General features: G+C 39.9%; 20 protein-coding genes. 15 read left to right on the top strand and 5 right to left on the bottom strand.

Annotation, left to right across the window (positions count from 1 at the left end):
• Positions 1-34 precede the first annotated feature (34 nt).
• The 7 genes from ACFQRG_RS02820 to ACFQRG_RS02790 all read left to right on the top strand — a co-directional run bounded on the left by ACFQRG_RS02820 (position 35) and on the right by ACFQRG_RS02790 (position 5,548).
• The gene (locus tag ACFQRG_RS02820) at positions 35-1,510 is read left to right on the top strand and encodes an amino acid permease (protein WP_380963417.1); all 1,476 of its coding nucleotides are present in this window, start codon (positions 35-37) and stop codon (positions 1,508-1,510) included.
• A gap of 46 nt (positions 1,511-1,556) precedes the next feature.
• A complete protein-coding gene (locus ACFQRG_RS02815; protein WP_380963415.1) occupies positions 1,557-2,438 on the top strand; it encodes an NAD(P)-dependent oxidoreductase in 882 nt (293 codons plus the stop codon).
• A 144-nt stretch (positions 2,439-2,582) separates the two neighbouring features.
• Complete coding sequence (locus ACFQRG_RS02810) at positions 2,583-3,287, top strand: TerC family protein (RefSeq protein ID WP_380963539.1); 705 nt, start codon at positions 2,583-2,585, stop codon at positions 3,285-3,287.
• Positions 3,288-3,358: 71 nt separating this feature from the next.
• The gene (locus tag ACFQRG_RS02805; RefSeq protein WP_380963413.1) at positions 3,359-3,733 is read left to right on the top strand and encodes an SLAP domain-containing protein; all 375 of its coding nucleotides are present in this window, start codon (positions 3,359-3,361) and stop codon (positions 3,731-3,733) included.
• A gap of 140 nt (positions 3,734-3,873) precedes the next feature.
• A complete protein-coding gene (locus ACFQRG_RS02800; RefSeq protein WP_380963411.1) occupies positions 3,874-4,281 on the top strand; it encodes a DUF1499 domain-containing protein in 408 nt (135 codons plus the stop codon).
• Between the two features lie 416 nt (positions 4,282-4,697).
• Positions 4,698-4,982, top strand: coding sequence for a hypothetical protein (locus tag ACFQRG_RS02795; RefSeq protein ID WP_380963409.1), 285 nt, complete (start codon positions 4,698-4,700; stop codon positions 4,980-4,982).
• Between the two features lie 188 nt (positions 4,983-5,170).
• Positions 5,171-5,548, top strand: a complete 378-nt coding sequence (locus ACFQRG_RS02790; RefSeq protein WP_380963407.1) for a DUF423 domain-containing protein — start codon at positions 5,171-5,173, stop codon at positions 5,546-5,548.
• Between the two features lie 43 nt (positions 5,549-5,591).
• On the opposite strand, the gene dctA is transcribed toward ACFQRG_RS02790, so the two are convergent.
• A complete protein-coding gene (gene dctA, locus ACFQRG_RS02785) occupies positions 5,592-6,860 on the bottom strand; it encodes a C4-dicarboxylate transporter DctA (RefSeq protein WP_380963405.1) in 1,269 nt (422 codons plus the stop codon).
• A gap of 305 nt (positions 6,861-7,165) precedes the next feature.
• Between dctA and ACFQRG_RS02780 the strand changes: the two genes are divergently transcribed.
• Positions 7,166-8,653, top strand: a complete 1,488-nt coding sequence (locus tag ACFQRG_RS02780; RefSeq protein ID WP_380963403.1) for a peptide MFS transporter — start codon at positions 7,166-7,168, stop codon at positions 8,651-8,653.
• A gap of 119 nt (positions 8,654-8,772) precedes the next feature.
• Here ACFQRG_RS02780 and gerQ read toward each other — a convergent pair whose 3' ends face one another.
• Positions 8,773-9,297 (bottom strand): spore coat protein GerQ, encoded by a 525-nt coding sequence (gerQ, locus tag ACFQRG_RS02775; protein WP_380963401.1) that lies wholly within the window; start codon positions 9,295-9,297, stop codon positions 8,773-8,775.
• A gap of 224 nt (positions 9,298-9,521) precedes the next feature.
• Positions 9,522-10,271: a hydrogen peroxide-dependent heme synthase gene (gene hemQ / locus ACFQRG_RS02770; RefSeq protein WP_380963399.1), complete on the bottom strand. Its 750-nt coding sequence runs from the start codon at positions 10,269-10,271 to the stop codon at positions 9,522-9,524.
• A 239-nt stretch (positions 10,272-10,510) separates the two neighbouring features.
• Here hemQ and pta point away from each other — a divergent pair, with 239 nt between their 5' ends.
• Both pta and ACFQRG_RS02760 read left to right on the top strand, forming a co-directional pair.
• Complete coding sequence (gene pta, locus ACFQRG_RS02765; RefSeq protein ID WP_380963397.1) at positions 10,511-11,488, top strand: phosphate acetyltransferase; 978 nt, start codon at positions 10,511-10,513, stop codon at positions 11,486-11,488.
• A gap of 174 nt (positions 11,489-11,662) precedes the next feature.
• Positions 11,663-12,712, top strand: coding sequence for a M42 family metallopeptidase (locus ACFQRG_RS02760; protein ID WP_380963395.1), 1,050 nt, complete (start codon positions 11,663-11,665; stop codon positions 12,710-12,712).
• Positions 12,713-12,781: 69 nt separating this feature from the next.
• On the opposite strand, the gene lipL is transcribed toward ACFQRG_RS02760, so the two are convergent.
• The gene (lipL, locus tag ACFQRG_RS02755) at positions 12,782-13,609 is read right to left on the bottom strand and encodes an octanoyl-[GcvH]:protein N-octanoyltransferase (protein WP_380963393.1); all 828 of its coding nucleotides are present in this window, start codon (positions 13,607-13,609) and stop codon (positions 12,782-12,784) included.
• Between the two features lie 214 nt (positions 13,610-13,823).
• On the opposite strand from lipL, the gene ACFQRG_RS02750 reads away from it, so the two are divergent.
• The 4 genes from ACFQRG_RS02750 to ACFQRG_RS02735 all read left to right on the top strand — a co-directional run bounded on the left by ACFQRG_RS02750 (position 13,824) and on the right by ACFQRG_RS02735 (position 17,930).
• Positions 13,824-15,143 carry an HD domain-containing protein gene (locus ACFQRG_RS02750; protein WP_380963391.1) on the top strand — a complete coding sequence of 440 codons (1,320 nt, stop codon included), beginning with the start codon at positions 13,824-13,826 and terminating at the stop codon, positions 15,141-15,143.
• 16 nt (positions 15,144-15,159) lie between these two features.
• Positions 15,160-15,669, top strand: a complete 510-nt coding sequence (locus tag ACFQRG_RS02745; protein WP_380963389.1) for a YwgA family protein — start codon at positions 15,160-15,162, stop codon at positions 15,667-15,669.
• 95 nt (positions 15,670-15,764) lie between these two features.
• Complete coding sequence (locus ACFQRG_RS02740) at positions 15,765-16,247, top strand: metal-dependent hydrolase (RefSeq protein WP_380963387.1); 483 nt, start codon at positions 15,765-15,767, stop codon at positions 16,245-16,247.
• A 198-nt stretch (positions 16,248-16,445) separates the two neighbouring features.
• Positions 16,446-17,930, top strand: coding sequence for a flavin monoamine oxidase family protein (locus ACFQRG_RS02735; RefSeq protein ID WP_380963385.1), 1,485 nt, complete (start codon positions 16,446-16,448; stop codon positions 17,928-17,930).
• A 55-nt stretch (positions 17,931-17,985) separates the two neighbouring features.
• Here ACFQRG_RS02735 and ACFQRG_RS02730 read toward each other — a convergent pair whose 3' ends face one another.
• Complete coding sequence (locus tag ACFQRG_RS02730) at positions 17,986-18,570, bottom strand: MerR family transcriptional regulator (protein ID WP_380963383.1); 585 nt, start codon at positions 18,568-18,570, stop codon at positions 17,986-17,988.
• Between the two features lie 211 nt (positions 18,571-18,781).
• Between ACFQRG_RS02730 and ACFQRG_RS02725 the strand changes: the two genes are divergently transcribed.
• A complete protein-coding gene (locus ACFQRG_RS02725; protein ID WP_380963381.1) occupies positions 18,782-18,928 on the top strand; it encodes a GNAT family N-acetyltransferase in 147 nt (48 codons plus the stop codon).
• Positions 18,929-18,987 lie beyond the last annotated feature (59 nt).

Here is an 18,987-nt window from a genome sequence, read left to right as displayed (position 1 = left end):
ACATCATAAATGCTTTTGAAAAGGGGTGAAAGGTATGACGAAACAATCTAAGCAATCAATAAACGCACAATCCGCTCATTCGGCTGACCTGAAGAGAGGGTTGAAAGCCCGACATCTGACAATGATTTCTTTAGGCGGCTCAATTGGTACAGGACTGTTTCTCGGAAGCGGCACAGCTATTCACACCGCAGGTCCCGGAGGCGCGTTATTAGCATATATTATTATCGGTATTATGGTTTATTTCATTATGACAAGCTTAGGAGAATTGGCAGCATTTATGCCGACGAGCGGCTCATTCAGCACGTATGCGACGAGGTTTATCGATCCGGCGCTCGGATTTGCGCTTGGCTGGAATTATTGGTACAGCTGGGCAATAACTTTAGCTACCGAATTGTCTGCTGCTGCACTCGTTATGAAGTTTTGGTTTCCGCACAGCCCGTCTCTATTATGGAGTGCATTATTTTTAGTCATCATGTTTGCTATCAATTACCTTTCCGTAAGAGGATATGGTGAAGGTGAATACTGGTTTGCTTTTATTAAAGTAGCGACCGTTATTATATTTATTATTGTTGGTTTATTAATGATTTTTGGTATTATGAATGGACATGCCGCAGGCTTTAAGAATTTTACTGTCGGTGATGCGCCGTTCCACGGGGGAGCTTCAGCTGTATTTGCGATCTTCTTGGCGGCAGGATTTTCCTTCCAAGGTACAGAAATAGTAGGTGTTGCGGCAGGAGAGAGTGAAAATCCAAGAAAAAATATCCCGCGCGCGATTCGCAGCGTCTTCTGGCGGATTCTGCTCTTTTATATTTTTGCGATTTTCGTTATAGGCATGATCATTCCATATACGACTCATAGCTTAATGAGCCAAAATATTATGGTCAGTCCATTTACTTTAGTATTTAAGAAAGCAGGGCTTGCCTTTGCCGCTTCAGTCATGAACGCTGTTATTTTAACCGCGGTACTGTCAGCCGGCAACTCCAGTCTTTACGCTTCGACCCGTATGCTGTACGCGATGGCGAAAGACGGTCAGGCACCGAAGATATTCGCAAAGTTAAATAAACGCGGCGTACCTGTTTGGTCGTTAATAGCTACAGCTATTGTCGGGGCGCTTGCTTTCTTGGCTTCTATATTTGGAGACGGCGCGATTTATAATTGGCTGTTAAATGCCGCAGGGGTTACAGGATTTATTTTCTGGATTGGTATTGCGGTCAGCCATTATCGTTTCCGTAAGGCTTATGTCGCTCAAGGATATAATGTTAAAGATCTGCCATACAGAGCAAAATGGTATCCTTTTGGACCGATATTTGGATTCCTTGTCTGTTTAATCGTTATACTTGCACAAGACTACCAAGCCTTCCTTGGAAGCCATATAGATTGGATGAGCCTCGTTGTCGCTTATCTTGGTATTCCGCTCTTTCTCGTGTTATGGTTTGGTTATAAAATAGTTAAGAAAACAAAAGTGATTCCGTTAAAAGAGTGTAAGATTGATCCAGATGAGTATGTTTAATGGCAAGATGAAGAAAAGAAGTTCCTTATATATCTAATGATAGAAAATGGAGGGGATCTTTTTGAATCATCATACAAAGATAGGTTTTATCGGAACAGGTGTGATGGGAAGAGGTATGGCAAACCAGCTATTATCGGCAGGTTTTCATGTGAATGTCTATAACCGCACGAAAGAAAAGGCAAAGTCCTTAGTAGACAAGGGCGCGGAGTGGTTTGATACCGTACAGGCTGTTACAGAAGCATCTGATATTATGATCACAATGGTCGGCTATCCTAAAGATGTTGAAGAAGTTTACTTTGATAATGGCGTCTTAGCGCATGCAAAACCGGGAAGCTTTGTCATTGATATGACAACCTCTTCACCGAAACTTGCTGAGAAAATATATCAGGAAGCGAAGAAAAAAGGGATTCATGCCTTGGATGCACCTGTTTCCGGCGGTGACATCGGCGCAGAGCAAGGAACATTATCTATTATGGTTGGCGGTGATAAAGCAGATTTTGATGAGATGCTGCCAATGTTTAAAGTGATTGGCGAGAATATTGTTTATCAAGGTCAAGCAGGAGCAGGCCAGCATACAAAAATGTGTAACCAGATAACAGTAGCTTCTAATATGATAGGTGTTTGCGAAGCATTGGTTTATGCTAAAAAGGCAGGGCTGGATGAAGATCAAGTGTTAAAAAGCATCACCAGAGGCGCGGCTGGCAGCTGGTCATTGTCAAACCTTGGTCCAAGAATGTTGAAAGGTGACTTTGCTCCGGGATTTTATGTCAAACACCTTATTAAAGATATGACCATCGCTTTAGAATCAGCGGAGGAAATGGGCCTTATGACGCCTGGACTTGAACTTGCAAAATCCCTTTATGAAAAACTTGCGGATACAGGTGAAGAAGACAGCGGTACGCAAGCATTATATAAATTATACCAATAGCAAATTAAAGCGTCTGACCTTCGTCAGGCGTTTTTTTTGTAACACTATGTCAATCGGCAAATTTTCTATAGGATCTATTTGAATAAGACAGGTAATGGGGGTATACTTTAGAAAAGATATTATAATAGGAGATGTTATCATTTGATCGGCTCATTTATCATTGGTTTATTGGAGATTATTCTAATAAATATCGTATTAAGCGGTGATAATGCGGTTGTTATTGCATTAGCTTGCCGTAATCTGCCGAATAATCAGCAAAATAAAGCGATTTTTTGGGGAAGCTTTGGCGCTATTATTTTAAGAATCATCCTTACTTTTATTGCTGTATGGCTGCTGCAAATTCCATTTGTTAAGATTATTGGCGGAATTTTATTGATTTATATTGCCATTACTCTGTTAATTGAAGAGGAAGATACTGATCTAAAAGCAAGTTCAAATATATTGGCGGCGATCCGTACAATTATAGTTGCCGATTTAGTAATGAGCTTAGATAATGTTGTCGCTGTAGCAGGCGCGGCTCATAATAATATTTTTCTTATTATCGTCGGGTTAGCCGTCAGCATTCCATTAATTGTTTGGGGCAGTAAGCTTCTCATGAAACTGATGAATCGTTTTCCAATCATCGTTATCATTGGCTCGGCATTACTTGGTTATACTGCAGGAGAGATGATCTTAGGGGATAAAGCGATTGATCAATGGTTTGTTAATCAAGGGTTCCCTTTTGATAAGATTCTTGAACTGGTTCTGGCAGTCATTGTTGTTATCGCTGGATTGCTTATCAATAAGAGAAAGAAGTCGAAAAGAGCGCAAGGAAAGAAAAAGCATCATAAACTTCAAGAAAATCACTGATTTTAAACTCATATGGGACTAGCTTACCGGCTGGTCTTAAATTTTTAAAATAAGAGAGCAGTGGGTATAACATGCAGCAATTATTGTTTCATGAAAAATGGGAGAAGGCTTTATCCAAAGAAGATCGCATTTTAATAGAAGAGATTTTTCATCAAAGCCGGGGGAAAGAAGATTTAGCTCTTCAAAATATTCGGGTCGCCAGGAACTACCAACAGGATATTCTAGCTTCGGTTTTAATTGAAAATCGGACCGGCAAGCGGGTGTCTTTGCCATTTACTCTTTTGTATTATGAAAAGAGCTGTAAAGTGGCTGAATACTATTTTGCGGATTATGACCTTGATGTGCCGCCTTATACAAGTATGCCTTGGACATTTATATTTCCGGCTGATCATGTTTTAAATGAACCGAATCTTTCAGAATGGCATTTAGAATTGAAAAAGACTTGATCATGTGTAAAATGAATATTTATACACATTCTGACAGGATATTATGTTAAAATTATTGACCGTTACAGGGACTAGGAACTATAATTAGTAATGTTTGCAGAAACGAGCCTGCGGGCTTACGGTAAGGATGATGAAAAGACATGGCGAAGGAAAAAAACAACATTTTGGGGGTACAAGAAGGCAGGCTTGCCCCATGTCCAAAAAAGTCAAATTGTGTTTCCACGGAACATCCAAACTTAAATCGTAAAATGCTCCCAATTTCTTATCAACAATTAACACTTCCACAAGCTAAGGAAATATTAATTAATACGATTGAATCACTGCCCAAAACTGAAATTAAAGAGCAGAATGACCAATATATATATGTCGAATTTAAAACGCCTATTTTAGAGTTTTACCATGACGCCGAATTTTACTTTAATGATCAGCAAAAGGAAATCCATTTTCGTTCCGTTTCACGAATCGGTTTTGCCGACTTTGGGTCAAACAAACGATGGATGCAATCAGTTGTCGCCCGTTTTTTGGAAGCCGCCCCGGAAATTGAATAATGAAAACTTGCTGATTGGCGGATCTGGAAACGCCGCTTCTCGTCGCAGCTCGTAGTAATTTCGAGAAGCATTGCTCGGTGCTCCTGCGCCGCAGCATATTCATGGATGTATCGCCAACTTCTCGTCGCAGCTCGTAGTAAGTTCGAGAAGTATTGCTTGGTGCTCCTGCGCCGCAGCATATTCATGGATGTATCGCCAACTTCTCGTCGCAGCTCGTAGTTAATCGAGATGTTTCGCTCGGCGCTGTTCTTTTTATAAGAACAGCTTTTTTTGTATCATTTACTTAAAACTATTCATAGTCTGTCTTAAAAAAGCATATAACTCTCATACCAATTTTTCTATGGCTTTAATACCAGAGATTAACACTAATATTCATGGTTTGGGAGGTTAAATTGTAAATGAAAGGAGTATATTTTATGTCATTAGATGATACACCTTTTGTACAAGATTTCCAGACAGATGATTGGAATAGTTTATATGACCGAAATGACCGTTATGATGTTTATGTCAATGGTGACTATGTTGGTATGAAGAAATTATTTAGCGGAAATGAAACGATTGATGATATAAATGACTTTTTGACTGAAAATGGGTTTTCATCTTATCAAGCGGTCTGTGATGGCGATTATTATCGAATTTATACAAATCAATATCCAGAAGCGCTTAAGGAAATCTTAAGTTTTCATTTACAAAGCAGATAAGGCCGTGCCGTCATGTACGGCCTTGATTATCTATCTTCCTTTTCTTTCAGTTTTGTGAACCTTGGACGGCTTAAGGGACCTTCTTGAAGAAAATGTGATATGATGGGGACAAAGTTGATATTCACTACATATTAAATATATTTACTTGACTGGTAAAAAAAAATTAAAGGAGAAGGGTGTGAAAAGTTATGTCCAAGCTTTTTATTATTTTTGGCAGTGCCTTTGCATTTCTTGCTGTGGCATTTGGAGCATTCGGCGCCCATGTACTCAAGGCGAAAATCGGTGAGCAGCATCTAAGTGTCTTTGAAACAGGCGTTCAATACCAAATGATGCATGCATTGGGGCTAATCCTTATAGGCATTCTTTCTATCACAGTATTCCAAGGCCAATCCTCACTTCTAAACTGGGCCGGCTGGATCATGTTTATAGGCATTATATTATTTTCCGGAAGTCTTTATATGCTCAGTACAACGCAGCTTTCAGTATTCGGACCAATTACACCGTTAGGCGGAGTCGCATTCCTGGTGAGTTGGCTGTTGGTTATTATTGCCTTTATAAAGTCCTAAAAAGAAAGACACGTTAAATAGAAGACGTGTCTTTCTTTTTATATTAAGAAGCTTTTTTGCCTGACTTTAATGCTAATTCGACGTTTTGACGCTTGGTATCGTCAAAGTCCTTTTCGCTCTTTGATACCACAATAGACGCGATCCCGTTGCCGATAAGGTTAACTATGGCACGGGCTTCACTCATGAAACGGTCTATGCCGAGCAATAAACCAAGGCCTGCTATTGGAATAACATGCATGGCTGTGAGTGTTGAAGCGAGTACAATAAAGCCTCCGCCGGTAACTGCTGCTGCACCTTTTGATGTCAGCATAAGAATCAGGATAATTAATAACTGCTGTTCCAGGCTAAGAGGCACGTGAAAAACTTGGGCCAGGAATACAGTTGCCATCGTCAAATAAATACATGTCCCATCAAGGTTGAAAGAATATCCCATTGGAATAGTAAGACCGACAACTGATTGCGGACAGCCAAATCGCTCCATCTTATCCATCATTCTCGGCAAAACGGATTCAGAAGAACTTGTACCGAGTACGATGAGTATTTCATCTTTTATATATCTTAAATAAGTCCATAAGCTAAAACCGTACAGTTTACAAATAATGCCCAGAACAATAAAAACAAACAATATCATTGTTACATACATACAAACCATGACTTTGGCAAGCGGTCCAATTGTTTCAAGACCAAATTTGCCTATTGTAAAAGACATAGCGCCAAAGGCGCCGATTGGGGCAGCTTTCATAATGTAACTTATAATTTTAAAGAAGACGTCCAACAACTTGTCAAATAAGTCAATAACAGGCTGTCCCTTTTTACCCAGTGCAGATAGTCCAATACCGAATAAGATAGCAAAAAATAAAATTTGTAAAATATCGCCTTTGGCAAAGGCATCAAAAACATTGGATGGTACGATGTGAGCGAAAAAGTCAACCCAATTAATTTTATCTCCGCCGCCTGAAGTAAATTGGGATGCGTCGCCTTTTGGAATTTTATTAGGATCTATGCCTTTTCCCGGGTTCACGATGTTAACGACAATAAGCCCGATAATAAGGGCGATCGTTGTTACAACCTCGAAATAGATAATTGCTTTTCCCCCGACTTTGCCAACCTTTTTCATATCGCCCATTTTGGCAATGCCAAGTACTAAAGTCAGGAAAATAATAGGGGCAATGACCATTTTAACCGCATTAATAAATGTGTTGCCAAGAACCTGCAAATGCTGTGCGATATTTGGCCATATAAGTCCGACAATAATACCTAATATAATAGCAACTACGACTTGAAACGTTAAATTTTTCAGTAATTTCTTCATATTAAGGCGCCTCTCTTTCTGAATATTTTAGGGGATTTTGTAAAATACGGTCATAAATTAATGATAGCGCTTTATGTCAAATTTGTGAACATTCTTTTTAAAGTTTTTAAGCGTTTTCAAGATAATTACTTAATAATGTAAACTATTATTTACAACACGCCAAGTTAAATTATAATAGATAAGTAGGAGACGAAATTTCATGGATTGTGTTGTTATTTGTCAAATTTTAAAACTCTATGATTAAAATTTTTAATCCCAAAATCATAAAAGCTTTTAGACAACCAGTAAAGGGAGGTCGTTTCAGCTTGTCTTCTAAAGATCAAGAATTGAAAGATATACCGCAAAAAGGTTTTTTTGGACATCCCCGCGGGCTTTTCACTTTATTCTCTACTGAACTGTGGGAACGTTTTTCTTATTATGGCATGAGGGCTATTCTTATCCTTTATATGTATGACAAAATCTCAAACGGCGGCTTGGGTATCAATCAAGGGACAGCCGCTGCTATTATGTCTGTCTACGGATCACTTGTATATATGTCAGGAATTATTGGCGGGTGGATTGCTGACCGCTTATTAGGAAACAGACGCACCATCTTCTGGGGCGGCGTCTTAATCATGTTAGGGCACATTGCGCTTTCGTTTCCTGGAGGACTTACGGCTCTGTTCGTTTCAATGTTCTTTATTGTCATGGGAACAGGCTTACTTAAACCGAACGTATCTAAAGTCGTCGGCGATTTATACAGTGTTGATGATGCCCGCCGCGACTCAGGGTTCAGCATCTTTTATATGGGCATTAATTTAGGGGCTTTCATTTCGCCGTATATTGCCGGTACGTTAGGTCAAAAAGTTAATTATCACTTAGGATTTGCAACAGCGGCTGTTGGTATGGCACTGGGACTTATCTTCTATGTGATAAGCGGACGGAAAAGCCTCGGGGATGCAGGAAAGAGAGTTGCAAATCCACTTAAACCCGAAGAACGGAAAAAAGTATTTACAAGATTAATGATCGGTGCGGTGATCATCGTTCTATTAGTAATCGTCGGGATGATAACGCATACATTAACGGTTAATGGCTTTACTACCCTCATCAGTATTTTGGGTATTGTTATTCCGATATGCTACTTTGTCGTTATGTTTATGAGCAAACAAACAACAGCTGTAGAGAAATCGCGTCTCCTTGCTTATATTCCGCTGTTTATTGCTGCTGTGATGTTTTGGTCGATACAGGAACAAGGCTCCGTTACTTTAGCCATTTACGCTAATGAGAGAACGCAATTAGACTTGTGGGGATTCCATATTCCATCTTCCTGGTTTCAATCTCTTAATCCTGTATTTATCATTATTTTTGCTCCAATTTTTGCGGCTTTATGGTTAAAGCTTGGGAAGCGCCAACCGATTACGCCAAATAAGTTTTCTCTTGGATTAATATTGGCCGGCCTGTCTTATTTAGTGTTGCTGATTCCGGCTCTTATGTATGGGACAGACAAGCTGGTGAGTCCGCTTTGGCTTGTATTAAGTTTCTTTCTTGTAACACTCGGCGAATTATGTTTGTCGCCGGTAGGGTTATCAGTCACAACGAAGCTTGCACCAAAAGCGTTTTCTGCACAAATCATGAGCTTATGGTTTTTATCCGATGCGGCGGGGCAAGCAATCAATGCAAAAGTAACCCCGTTATATAATGCGCATACTGAAGTCGCGTATTTCGGCATTATTGGGATTATTGGGGTTATCCTTGGTGTCATTCTCTTATTTATTGCACCGAAAATTCACAATTATATGCACGGCTTGGATTAATAAATAATCATGGCATGAACGGGGCTTTCCTGTTCATGCCTTTTTATATAAAAAATAAAAACCGCCATGAACCAATCGGCGGCTAAACAGATATATGGCGTGTTAAAATTCAGCTTTCTTTATTCATATGGATAGGAATAGTTCATAGGGCCTTGGAAAGTAACGTAGTCAACGTAAACCATTGGGATTAAGTATCTTGTACCTGTATTAGTATCATTAATAATGACATGATCACGGCCGGCAGCTTCTACTTCACCTCGGAATACCTTTGCATTCCATTCTTTGTTATTCTCAAAAGTACAATAAACAGATGCGACTTTTTCTAAATTAAGCCTTAAAATATTTTCAATATATGATTGTTCAGTTGACGGTATAATAGCTGAAGGTGTCGCTCCGGCATACGGCTGAGCACCTTGCTGCGCGCCGCCAAAGGCTGCTCCGGACGGTTGACCGCCTTGAAAACCTTGGCCTGGCTGACCGCCTTGCATCATTTGCCCGCCCTGGAACTGAGATGGCATCATTCCTGAACTTGGATATGGCCCATGGGCTTCTGCACGCATTGGTGGGGCAAAGCTGTCTCCGCCTGGATAAGCAGAAGAACCGTAAGGCCAGTTTCCATATGGGGATGATGGTTGGTAACTCATTTAAATCACTCCTTATTTTTATACTGAACAGCGGCTTATTGAACACTTCTAAAAGATTCAAAATCAACTCTATGAACATTTTTATGACAGGCGGGCTTATTTATGACAAAAAAAATCCCCTCACTTTAGAGGGGAATAATCTGCGTATAGATATCAAGGCAAGAAAATTAAAGGAAGATCTTGCTTTTTAGAATAATTGATATCAAGTATCTAATTTCTTTTGTCTAAACAGTCATCATTTGTGAAAAACGTTCTTTGTTAAGAAGCGCGCCAACATAGAAGGCGCCAAATTCACCATAACGCGCACTGACTTCGTCAAAGCGCATTTCATAGACTAATTTTTTAAACTGGAGGACATCTTCAGCAAATAATGTCACGCCCCATTCCCAGTCATCAAAGCCTACAGAACCTGTAATAATTTGCTTTACTTTCCCGGCGTAGCTTCTGCCGATCATACCATGGCTCTTCATCATTTCGCGGCGGTCTTCCATTGACAGCATATACCAGTTATCATTGCCTTCGCGACGCTTGTCCATTGGATAGAAACAAATATATTGAGTTTTAGGCAGGATTGGGTTTAAGCGGGCTTTGATATGCGGATTTTCCATTGGATCTTCGTCAGACTTTCCTGCTAAATAATTACTTAATTCCACAACTGAAACATATGAATATGCCGGAATCGTATATTCAGCAAGTTTCGTTTTATTGAAGGCTGTTTCTATTTCGTTCAGTTCAACCATCGTTGGCCTGAGCCACATTAACATAAAATCAGCCTTTTGCCCGACAATGGAATAAAAGGCATAGCTGCCTTCTTTGTTTTGCTGCATGAGATCCCATTTATCGAGGAATGTATAAAATTCCTGAATGGCAGCTTCCCGTTCGTCACTCGGGAGCTTCTTCCAGGACGTCCAGTCGATAGAACGGAAATCATGCAAACAATACCAGCCGTCTAATGTTTGAGCTGCTTCACTCATAGCTGACACCCCTTTGTTCATTCATTTTTCTCTCTAAATATATCATAGTCCAAAGATTCCTTGTAAAAACATGCCTTTTTGTTTTTTTTTTGTCAAAAATAGGGTGGATATGTCTTTTAAAAGAAAAGTGTTAAGAATAATAGGAATTAAATGGGTAAGCGATTTCAGCTTTCTATTTTGGTTTATAAAAACAGTTATTAAGTGTATTCTAATAATAGTTAGACCAGCAAGGAGGATAAATGATGACTCAAATGTTTGAGGATATGAAAATTAAAGTTAAAAAGGCACAGCCAGCGATTGTTTTTCCTGAAGGCGGCGATCAAAGAATTGTAGAAGCAGCGATCCGGCTTGCCGAAGAGAAAGTTGTAAAACCAATCCTGGTTGGTGAACAAGGCCAGTTTAACGATAAAGTAAAAGAATTAGAAAAGGCAGGGCAGCTTGAACTGCGCCACCCTGATCATGATGCTGGTTTTGAAGAGCTTGTTCAAAAACTTGTTGAAAGAAGAAAAGGGAAGACTTCGGACGAACAGGCAAGACAGTGGCTTCAAGATGAAAATTATTATGGCACGATGCTTGTTTATACGGGACAAGCAGACGGCTTAGTCAGCGGTGCGGCCCATTCAACAGCTGACACAGTACGCCCGGCATTGCAAATTATTAAAACCAAACCCGGTGTGAAAAAAACTTCCGGCGCCTTTATTATGGTAAAAGGCGACGAGCAGCTTGTTTTTGCTGATTGTGCCATTAATATCGCACCTGACAGCAATGATTTGGCTGAAACAGCGGTAGAAAGCGCAAATACTGCCAAAGCATTTGGCATTGAACCGCGTGTAGCCATGCTCAGCTTCTCTACAAAAGGTTCGGCAAAAGATCCCGCAGCGGATAAAGTCATTGAAGCAACAAAACTTGTTAAAGAAAAGGCACCTGAATTGCTTGTTGACGGCGAGTTTCAGTTTGATGCCGCTTATGTTCCTGAAGTGGCTGCTAAAAAGGCGCCTGATTCACCTCTTAAAGGACAAGCTAATGTGTTTGTTTTCCCAAGCCTTGAAGCAGGTAATATCAGTTATAAAATGGTGCAGCGACTCGGCGGTTATGATGCGGTCGGACCAATTCTTCAAGGGCTGAACCAGCCTGTTAATGACCTTTCAAGGGGCTGCTCCACAGAAGATGTATACAATCTGGCACTGATTACAGCTATGCAAAGCATTGCTGATTAAAGATGCTAAGACTTCTTATCCTTTTTTAGGTGAGAAGTCTTTTTTATATTCTAAAGTCCAGTTAGTTTACGGTTTTGAATATTTATGCTAACTTAAACTTCAATAATGCTTGTTAACAACTTACATAGAGAATAATATTTGTAAAGCCACATGATCAAATGGAGGTATTGTTAAATGGCGCACATTGTAAATGGAGACGAAGTTATCGAATTAATTTCAAAATTGACAGCGATTCCAAGCCCTTCTGGTAATACCGGACAAGTCATCAGCTATGTAGAAGATTATTTTAAAAATCTTGGGATTGAGACAAAACGGAATCATAAAGGCGGACTCTTAGTCACGCTTCAAGGTGATGATGATACGAAACATCGCTTTCTGACTGCGCATGTCGATACACTTGGTGCGATGGTAAAAGAAATTAAGTCTGACGGCAGATTACGGCTGACAAAAATCGGCGGTTTCCCTTGGAATATGGCGGAAGGTGAATACTGTGAAATCGAAACAGCAATCGGCAAACGTTATACTGGAACCATTTTAATGCATCAAACATCAGTTCATGTCTATAAGGATGCCGGTAAATTAGAACGTAATGACGAGAACATTGAGGTTCGCGTTGATGAAAAGGTCACAAACAAAGAAGAAACTGAAGCTCTTGGCATACGTGTCGGCGACTTTGTCTCGTTTGATCCGCGGTTTTCTGTTACCGAAAGCGGATTTGTAAAATCACGTCATTTGGATGATAAGGCGAGTGTGGCATTGCTGCTGCATGTGATCGGAAAATTAAAGGAAAAGCAGATCAAACTGCCGTATACTACACACTTTTTAATTTCTAACAATGAAGAGATCGGTTACGGGGGAAATTCTAATATTCCCGAACAAACAGCTGAATATTTAGCGGTTGACATGGGCGCGATCGGTGACGGCCAGGAAACCGATGAATATACTGTATCCATTTGCGCAAAAGACTCAAGCGGCCCTTATCATTATGGTTTAAGAAAACATTTAGTTGAACTTGCTGAGACAAACGATATTGGTTATAAAGTTGATATTTATCCTTTCTACGGATCGGACGCTTCTGCCGCGATTAGGGCTGGTCATGACATTGTTCACGGTTTGATTGGACCGGGGATCGACGCCTCACATGCTTATGAGAGGACACACCGCGATTCTTTATGCCATACAGGCGATTTAATTTATTATTACTTGCAGTCAGAAATGGCTTGAAACAGCTAATACCCGCCTAACAGGCGGGTATTAAGGTCTTTCTGACTTCTTGCTTCCAACCTCCAACCTCTAAAACCTGAACGCTTTTTCATTGCGGTCAACCATGCGCTTATAACTTTCTTCAAAGCGTTTAACTTCTTCTAAGGTGAGCTGTGAGGGCATAACATGGCTTATAGATTGCAACGTTTGATAAAAATGCATCATCATTTTTCCGACATCAAGCGGTTTCCCTGTTAATTCCGATAAAGAAGCCATTGTTTCGGGTTGGATGACAGGGTATTCAAAGGTTGTTTTCTCATCTTGCAAACTTCTTTTATAAAATTCCTTAATAAGAGCTGCGCGCTGTGAGCCGCTGCCGTCAACACATAAATAAATTTGAACGGCAACACCGTGACGAAGGCGCCGTTGCGAGATACCGGCAAATTTTTTGCCATCAACGCTTAAATCATATCGTCCCGGGCAATATGAACCTGTAATTTCTCTCGCTTCAATCGTTAAGTGATAGGCTTCGAGCATTTTTTCTGAAAAAGAAACCATAGCCGCGTAACCTTGATCAATAGAAATCCGATGGTTTTTTTCGGGGAAAATTAAAGAAATATTTAAAACGCCTTCATCAAGAACAACGGCTAACCCGCCGGAGTTACGAACAACGTAATGATAACCTTGTGATGTTAAGTAATCTAATCCCTCTTTCAGATGGGGAAGCTTTGTGTCTTGAATCCCTAAAATAATCGTATCATGATGGACCCACGTCCGGGCCGCGCAGCTTGATTCCCCGCTGCCGACCGAATAACAAAGCGCATCATCTATAGCGAAGGATTGCTTGGCTTCAAAGGCAGGGCCAAGTGTTGATTGATCAATCACCCGCCACCCTGGCTGATACAATATTGAATCCATTATTTTTCTCCTCATTTCACTAATATCCGCACATATTATACCATGTTTTATTGCTTACTTGAGTTCTTTGAATCATTGAACGTTAACCGCTCTTCATAAAAAAATTTTTATGTGGTTTAGTTTTGTTTTGATACCGGCTTTTATATGTCCTTTTAGAAGCTTTACGGATGAAAATGACATTTAAATTTCCTTTTGAACAAGCTATAATAATGTCATGTTTAGACAGGATGTGAGTAAAGTGTCTCAGAATTTTGCAGAGCTAGATGAAGTCAAAGTTTTTAAAGATCCCGTCCACCGGTACGTTCATGTCAGGGACCGATTAATTTGGGAATTGATTGGTACGGCAGAGTTTCAGCGGCTGCGCAGGATCCGTCAATTGGGAACAACATATTTAACCTTTCATGGTGCTGAGCATACCCGTTTTGGCCATTCGTTAGGTGTATATGAAATTACTAGACGAATCATTGATGTTTTTGACGGGCATCCGCAATGGAACCCTGATGAACGTCTGCTTTGTCTTTCAGCTGCGCTTCTCCACGATATCGGCCACGGTCCTTTTTCACATACGTTTGAAAAAGTGTTTAATACTGATCATGAGGCATTTACCCAAGAGATTATTTTAGGGGATACTGAAGTTCACCGGGTTTTACGGAAGGTTGATGCCGAGTTTCCAAAGAAAGTGGCGGAAGTGATAGCCAAAACATATGAGAACAAACTTGTTGTCAGTCTAATCTCAAGCCAAATTGATGCTGACCGCATGGATTATTTGCTTCGTGATGCTTATTATACCGGCGTCAGTTACGGCAATTTTGATTTAGAACGGGTTTGGCGGGTCATGCGGCCTTATGATGACCAGGTCGTCATTAAGCAGAGCGGTATGCATGCGGTTGAAGATTATATCATGAGCCGTTACCAAATGTATTGGCAAATTTATTTTCATCCTGTCACACGCAGTGCGGAAGTGATTTTATCGAAAATTTTAAAGCGGGTTAAATCACTGTATTATAAAGGCTACGAATTTAAACAACAGCCGCTCCCATTTATTCCCCTGTTTAATAAACAACTGTTATTAAATGATTATCTTAAATTAGATGAATCAGTCATTATGTATTATTTTCAAGTTTGGTTGGATGAGGAAGATCATATTCTAAGAGATTTATGCCAACGGTTTATTAATAGACGGTTATTTAAGTATGTTGAATTTAGTCCAAACAAGCATTTTGATGTATTTTATGAACTTCGCGAAGCTTTCCATGAGGCTGATATTGACCCTGAATATTATCTGGTTGTTGATTCATCCTCAGATTTACCTTACGATTTCTATCGTCCGGGCGAAGAAGAAGAGAGGCTTCCGATTCATTTGCTATTGCCGGACGGCACGCTTCGCGAATTATCACGCGAATCATCGATTGTTGAAGCCATTTCAGGGAAAAGGCGGACGGATCATAAGCTGTATTACCCGGCTGACCTTATCAATGATCTGTCTGCTCACCAGGCAGCCAAGAAGAAGATTAAAGAACTTTTAAATCATTAAGGAGGAAATTAATCGAATGTTTGAGGATCATGCCAAGCTCGTTTCTTTACTCAACCTGGCCGGAGAGGTTGTTGGCAGAAAAAAGCTGCAAAAGATCGTTTACATATTGAAAAAACTGGACTATCCATTTCAGGAAAAATATCAATTTCACTTTTACGGTCCTTATTCAGAAGAGCTCACACTAAGAATTGAAGAACTTTGCAATCTTGGATTCATCAGCGAAGTGAAGGAATCCAAAGGCGGTTACCACCAATACCGTTATTCTTTAACCGGTAAAGGCGGGGACTTTCTGTCTCACTATCAAATTGACATGCCTAAGCTTCAGGAATTTATAGCTGATTTAAACGGCCAAAATTCAAAGTTTCTTGAACTTGTTTCAACGATTCTTTACTTTGAAAACCTGTCAAAAGAAGAGATCATTAATAAAGTCAAAGTTGTAAAGAAAAAACAAAATTACAGTGATGAAGATATACAACAAGCTTTTGTGTTTATAGAGCAATTACAAAGCAAGCAATCAGCCAGTTAATCATAATTAACTGGCTGATTTTGCAAAGCTGCCAAACTGAGGACTATAAAAACTGCTAAAAAATCTTGCATAAGACATAGAAGGAGATTTCATTTATGACTGGAAAGACACACCTCATCGGCGGCATAGCCCTTGGGGAGGCCCTTCAATATTTTATGGGTACCCATGCTGGAGACCCTATTTTCTTGGCAGCATGCGCTGGCGGAGCTTTATTGCCGGATATTTGTCATTCGGGATCTAAAATTGGCCGGAAACTTCCTGTCTTGTCACGGCTTATCAATGGGGTGTTTGGCCACCGTACTTTTACCCATAGTATATTTTTTCTTATTGTCGTTTCAGCCTTTTTTACATTTTTTCTTCCTCATATGAACTGGCTTCGTGACGGCGTTTTAATAGGAATGCTGAGCCATATGATATTGGACGCTGCAACAACTAACGGGATTGCCTTGTTTTGGCCTATAAAGTGGAAAGTAAGATTTCCGCTTTATACTCATACCGGCGGCACGATAGAGCATGTCATTATGGTTATATTAACACTGGCAGTTCTTTGGCTTGGCGCTAATGAATTTTTAATATGAGCTTTGTTCGATGGTGTCATTATAAAATCGATGTTAATAGTTTTACTAAAGTTCCGCTTAAAAATGATCTAAGCTTTAATTGAGCTGCATAAATTAAACGAGTAGAAGATTGTTAAATAAATGCTATCTTGTTGTCTCTGTATGGTTCATCTGCAGATTTCAGCCCTCTAAGTGTTTTTTACAACGAGGTGAGAAGATATGTTAAGGGAAGCGCCCCCACCCCCAATATTAACAAATCATCAAATGGTTTCTGCGATTAAGTATGGACTTAAAAAAACTGAATCGCCTAAAAGAATAATCATTGTTGGTGCCGGTATGGCCGGCTTGGTGGCCGCTTCCTTGCTAAAGGAAGCCGGGCACCATATTAAAATGCTTGAAGCATCAGACAGAGTAGGCGGCAGGGTTTATACGATTCGTACCCCTTTTACTGATGGCCAATATGTTGATGTTGGCGCAATGCGCTTTCCAAGTGTTCACTCTCTGACATTGGAATATATAAAAAAATTCCGCTTGCCCGTTAATCATTTTATTAACAGCACACCCAAAGACCTTATTTATGTTAACGGGATTAAAGTCCGTTCAGAAGTATATACTCACAACCCGGATATTTTAAATTACCCGGTTTTATTAAGTGAAAAAGGTCAAACGGCTCAAAAGCTTATAAGATCGGCAATTCAGCCTATTTTAAACTTTATAAAGCAAGACCCGAAAAGGAATTGGAAAGTTGTCATTAATGATTTTGACAAGTATTCATTAGATACCTTTTTACGGCATAACCCGTCCGGAACACCTCTCTCACCGGGCGCATCTGAGATGATAAAAGTTTTAACTAGTGAAGAAGGATCTTCAGATATATCACTCCTGGAAACGCTGAGAAAATACATAATTTTCTTATCGCCGAATCTTCACTACTATGAAATCGCTGGCGGAAATGATCAGCTTCCTAAATCCTTTCTCCATCAATTAAAGAGAGACATATTATTCCAACAAAAGATGGTAAAGGTTGAATCAAATCAACAAAATGTGACCATTCATACTATCCACTCAAGGACATCCGAACCATATCAAATAAGCGGCGATATTGCCGTTATAGCCGTTCCATTTTCAGTTTTACGGTTCGTTAAGGTTGAACCAAAACATGCTTTTTCCCATAACAAATGGAAAGCGATTCGAGAGCTTCATTATGAGCCTGCAGCGAAAATGGGTATTCAATTTAAAAGAAGGTTCTGGGAAGAGGAAGGGATGCGAGGCGGTAAAGTGACGACTGACCTGCCAATTCGATTTGTAAAATATCCGAGTCATGGATTTGGCGGGCAAAAAGGTGTTGTTTTAGCGAGTTATACAAGGGGAGATGATGCTTTAATCTGGGACAGCATGTCCGAGGAAGAACGCGTGATTCAAGCGTTAAATGAGCTGGCGGTTATTCATGGTAAAGAAATCCTTCGCGAATTTGAAACAGGAGCGGCCCATAGCTGGGTGCAATACCCTTATTCCGCCGGATCTTTTCCGAAATTCAAACCTGTGCAGGAAACGGACCTTTTCCCATATATCCCGGTACCGGAGGGAAGGGTTCACTTTGCTGGAGAACATACAACAACAACGCATGGTTGGGTGCAAGGGGCGATAGAATCAGGGATTAGAGCAGCATACGAAATAAACAGTCTTCAAAATAATCATATATAAAAAAATAAACCATCTCCAATATTAGGGAGATGGGGGATCCGTTTATTGGTTTTCTTTAATTTCCTAAAATCTTTTTGAAAAACCGTTTGTTTTGCTTTTGATCGATGCTGGCGGCCACTTCCAAGTTGGATTCCTGCCATTTTGTTAATGAACCCATAATCCGTTCTTCACTCGCTTCAATATGTTTAGCCAATTTCTCATGATGATCGTTCAGAGCTTTGGATAATTCTTTTTTCAGATTTTGGTTGTCATTATATAGTACTTGTATTAGTTCAAACATTTTTTCATGGTGATCTTTGTGATGTGATAACTCTTCATAAATTTTCGATACAGAGTTTTCTTTGCCGGCGGAAGGAGAGGGCTGATGATTTTGCTTTTGAACTTGTCCTTGGCCAATGACAGTTCTGATCGCATTTTCTAAAGTCATACCTTGTTGTTTGCTGGCTGTTTTGATCTTTTCCATGATTGTAACGTCACGCTTAAGAAATTCACGCTGATCATGTTCATTTCTATGAAACTCATAACCATTTTCCTCGAGCAACCGGGCATACTTCCGAACCGTACCTTCCTTAATGCCAATCATATTCGCAACTTCCCGCGTCCAGTAAAAGCGTTCCTTTTCTTCTGTGCCGTGGGTCATGACGGCTCACCTCCTATTGATTAAATATTCGCAGAGGAGCTTCAATTCCCTTTGTCTAATATTAGATATTATTGTTGTATTAAAAAAAAGATTATAGGGACTTTTGTCTATTCACAAAGAGGAGGAACGCAGTTATATTTACATTCAAAGCAGACCATGAAATTGAGCTGAAAATACTGGAAGAGAGTGATGCCAAACCGCTGAAGGAAATATGAAGAGCAGAGCAATTCCGCAAAGGCTGGGTTTTAGGGAAGAAGGCTGCATCCGTGACGGGGAATTTTTATATGATCATTACGTTAATACAATGATCTATGGTTTAGTGAAAGAGGAATGGGAAAAGTTACAAGATAGGTTATAAGTTAGGATGTATTGACATATTTCATCGTTAATTTTATACTTAAACGCATAAAAGCATAG

The organism is Scopulibacillus cellulosilyticus, from assembly GCF_042665295.1.
Classification (GTDB): domain Bacteria; phylum Bacillota; class Bacilli; order Bacillales; family Sporolactobacillaceae; genus Scopulibacillus_A; species Scopulibacillus_A cellulosilyticus.
The sequence above is the reverse complement of the archived record's forward strand: the minus strand, read 5'-3'. Positions and strand labels throughout refer to the sequence as shown.